The following is a 4,061-nucleotide window of genomic DNA, read 5'->3' as shown; positions in this document are numbered from 1 at the left end:
TTCGTATAAAACAAAACTATATATAATAATATAATCCAATAAATTATTAATTCATAGCTAATGAATTAACCAAAAATTGGAGATAAAAAAATGAAAGCTAACGCACAAAAAATAGCTGATGGAGTATACTGGATTGGTGTACTCGATTGGGACTTAAGAACCTACCACGGTTACACATTAGACGGAACCACCTACAATGCATACATTGTATTCGGTGAAGACGAAGTAGCAATCATCGATAACGCTTATCCTGGAAAAACCAAAGAAATGATGGCACGTATCGACGATGCTTTCGCTCAAGAAGGAAGAGAAGTCAAAGTTGACTACATCATCCAAAACCACGTGGAAAAAGACCACTCAGGAGTATTGGTGGACTTGCACAAAAGATTCCCTGAAGCACCTATCTACTGTACCAAAATTGCAGTGAACGGTCTTTTAAAACACTACCCTGCTTTAGAAGGCGCTGAATTTATCACAGTCGGAACCGGCGACTCATTAGATGTTGGTGGAAGAACCTTAGCATTCCTCGATGCATTCCTCCTACACTGGCCTGACAGCATGTTTACCCTGCTTGCTGATGAAACCGGTATTTTATTCCCTAACGATGCATTCGGTCAACACTTATGTTTCACCCAAAGATTCTCTGATGAAATCCCAGAATATGTTCTAATGGATGCGGCTCAAAAGTTCTATGCTAACTTAATCACCCCACTCTCAAAATTAGTGCTCAAAAAACTAAACGAAGTAGTTGAATTAGGTTTATTAGACTCCATTAAAATGATCGCACCATCTCACGGTCAAATCTGGACCGACCCAATGCAAATCATCGGAGCTTACCAAAACTGGGCAACCGGTGCATGTGAAGACAAAATCACAATCATCTACGATACCATGCACTACTCAACCCAGCAAATGGCTCACGAAATTGCTGAAGGTGCAATGTCTGAAGGCTATGATGTTGAAATCTTCTTCCTGCACGAGGATGAAAGGTCTGAAATCGTGAAAAGTATCCTAACCAGTAAAGGAATTGCTGTCGGTGACCCTACAATCAACGATGTTCCATACCCAAGTATCGGAGACATCATGTACTACCTTAAAGGATTACTCTTCAACAGAACCGGCATTGTAAGAAAAGCAGTTACCTTCGGTTCCATGGGCGGAAAAGGTGGAACACCTGCAATGCTCGCTGAAGAATTAGGAAACTACGGATTTGATGTTGTAGACACCCAAGAAATTACATTCGTGCCTACTTCTGAAGAAGACGAAGCAAGCTACGAGTTAGGTAAAAAATTAGCTCAAGCATGTAAAGAATTATAAATTGAAAGAATTTAACTATTCTTTCCCATTTTCTTTTTTTTAAAAATTCCACTAATAATAATAAAATTTAACTGAAATGACAGAGTCACTGTCGCTAGATTCCAAAGTTCCATCTATTTGTTTTATCAGCTGTTCGAATAAAACAGCCCTTATGTCAGATCCGGATATTATTTCTTTAATACCTGAACCATTGTCTGAATAGGTTAACAATCCCTCTTCCCCAATTTTTTCAAGATTGAAACTTATCTTTTTTTCCAAATCCTCATTAAATGAAAAATCAAGTGACAGGCTAACCATTTCATTAACAAGCAACATCAGTTGGAATACTTTTTTAGGACTTGCATAAAAATCTTCGATTTCATTAGAGAATTCAATATTTGACTTGGAGTAATAATCATTGAGAATCTTTACAAAATCATCGAAAAATTCACTGGTGCTGATATAATCGCTTTCATGATTGGTATTATACATCAGGTTTTGTATAGATGACATTGATGCAATTGAAACACATGAAAAATTAATAATTTCATCCTTATCGATGTTAAATCTCTTTTTTAATTTAATGAGTGCCAATACTTCTTGCAAATCATTATTTAGTCTATGGTTAAAATTTTTCAACAACAATCTTTTTTCATCAGGTTTCAAATCAGTGACATCCATTTTTACACCTCAAAAATCTCCATTAACGGCATGCAGTTCATCGACCTATTTTCCTTCTATTTCACCTACAGGAATATCTTCGTTAACCAGTTCCACATTTTCATCATCACCCATGTGCACAGTTTTAGCCCAGGTTCTCTCTTTCCTTGTCAACATTTGATATACAGTGCTGAAAAACAATGGAATCAAATGGAAAGAATATAGCCAATAGCCAAAAACACCATAAATAATTTTGAAAAAACCTACTTTGTTACGGGCCAAAGTAATTACCGCCCCAGGTAAGAAACCAAATGCTGAAAGAATTGCGACAATAAAAGGCGCCTCCATTCTAAGTAATGGAACGTTGAATAGGGCTGAACTGATAAAATTAAGCACGAAAACTATGAAACCAAAGAATACAAGCATGTTAAAACCATAAAATATCATGTGCTCCATAACACTGAACTTTTTGAAAACCGGCATTGAAGAACGGATGATTTTCGGTCCGTATATGAATAGGGTTTCAAAGTTACCAATTGCCCAACGGGCTCTCTGACGTAGCAGCTGTCCCCATTTTGAAACGGCCTCCTGATAAACAGAAGTTTCACCACAGTAACGAATTGCACCGCCTTCAATCATCAACTTAACACTCAAATTCAGATCTTCGGTAACTGCAAAACCATCCCAGCCGCCACCTTTGTAAATGGCATCTCTTTTTACAAGCTGTCCATTACCGCCCAGGAATCCAACTTTTCCCAATATATCCTTAGCACGTACAATGTTACCGAAACCGGCAAATTCAACATGCTGCATAAGAGTAAGCCAATTCTCATCCTTATTGTACATCTCAACACGGGCTTGAACTCCCTGAACTTCAGGATCGTTTAGATAAGGTATGATAATATTTAAAAAATCAGGTTTGACTCTTGCATCTGCATCAAAAACTCCAATAACTTCCCCTTTAGAAATTTCAAGAGCATCATTTAATACAAACCCTTTACCCTTACCGGAACGTGGCGGAACACGTGTAATGATTTTTAAATGAGGAAACTTACCTTTTAGCTTGGCCAGTTCCTCTCCTGTTCTGTCCTTAGAACCGTCATTACAGACAATAAGTTCAAAATTAACTTTTCCATCATGATAATAATCTATAGATGCCAAACTATTAACTGTTTCCGCAATGGTATGCTCCTCATTGTGGGCCGGGACAATCAATGTGACAAAAGGAGGAACATCCCACTCTTCAACAGGACGTTCTTTTTTAAGACTGGCCACGGCTAAGAATATCATTATTATGGAAGGAATGAATAAAATCCATTGCAGCCAGGTGGCATCACGACTAATAATAATATAAAAGATTAAAGCAAAGCTTGCCACTAAAATGATGGCAACATCTGTTTTTTCGATTATGAGTTCTGTGTTTTTTTCTGAAACCTTATTTTCGGTTTTAATAATTGTCTTAATATCCTCTTCATGTTTTCTTAAAGCCATGGTAAGAGTCAATTCCAAATCCCTGGCGGTATACGGTTTTGACAAATAACCATAAGGTACCGTTTTCAGTGCTTCGAATGCTGTGGAATCATCTGTATTTGCAGTTAAGAATATTATCGGTATTCCTATTTCACTAATTTCATTAGCCGCTTCAATACCATTCATATTCCCTTTTAATTGTATATCCATCAATACAATGTCCGGAAACATATCGCGGGATTTCTCAATAGCTTCAGATCCGTTGTCTATAGTATCCAGAACTTCATAATTCAAGTCTTCTAAATCAAGCTTCAGGTTTAATGCAGTAATCGCTTCATCCTCAACAACTATAATCGTCTGTTTTGAGTCGGCATCCTTAGATTCATAATGCTTAATAGCATCGTTTGACAGCTTATACTCGTCCTTTGCCTTCTGCTGTAGGTCGCCATACTGCAAGTAATTTTGATAGTCTATTTTTTGACTGGTTTCGATTAGATTTTCTTCTGCACTTTCGACCGGTATAGCCTCTTCCTGAGATTTATTTTCTTCCTTTGCTATCCCTCTCGCTTCATTAACCTTTTCGGATTCAACTGATTGACGGTTAATGGCTAAAGCAATATTTTTAGATAGTATAT

Annotated in this window: 3 protein-coding genes; 1 reads left to right on the top strand and 2 read right to left on the bottom strand. The window is 37.2% G+C overall.

Translation table 11 applies throughout. The features are described from left to right. The first annotated feature begins 90 nt into the window (after positions 1-90). On the top strand, positions 91-1,317 hold the full coding sequence (locus QZN27_RS09145; RefSeq protein ID WP_296786719.1) for an FprA family A-type flavoprotein: 1,227 nt from the start codon (positions 91-93) through the stop codon (positions 1,315-1,317). Positions 1,318-1,368: 51 nt separating this feature from the next. Here the strand turns inward: QZN27_RS09145 and QZN27_RS09140 are convergent, their stop codons facing one another. After that, positions 1,369-1,977, bottom strand: coding sequence for a sensor histidine kinase (locus QZN27_RS09140; protein ID WP_296786718.1), 609 nt, complete (start codon positions 1,975-1,977; stop codon positions 1,369-1,371). Between the two features lie 45 nt (positions 1,978-2,022). Then, a partial coding sequence (locus QZN27_RS09135; RefSeq protein WP_296786716.1) for a glycosyltransferase occupies positions 2,023-4,061 on the bottom strand: 2,039 nt, incomplete at its 5' end.

This window comes from uncultured Methanobrevibacter sp. (genome assembly GCF_900316895.1).
Classification (GTDB): Archaea; Methanobacteriota; Methanobacteria; order Methanobacteriales; family Methanobacteriaceae; genus Methanocatella.
Note: the sequence above shows the minus strand (reverse complement) of the source record. Positions and strands in the feature narration are given on the sequence as shown.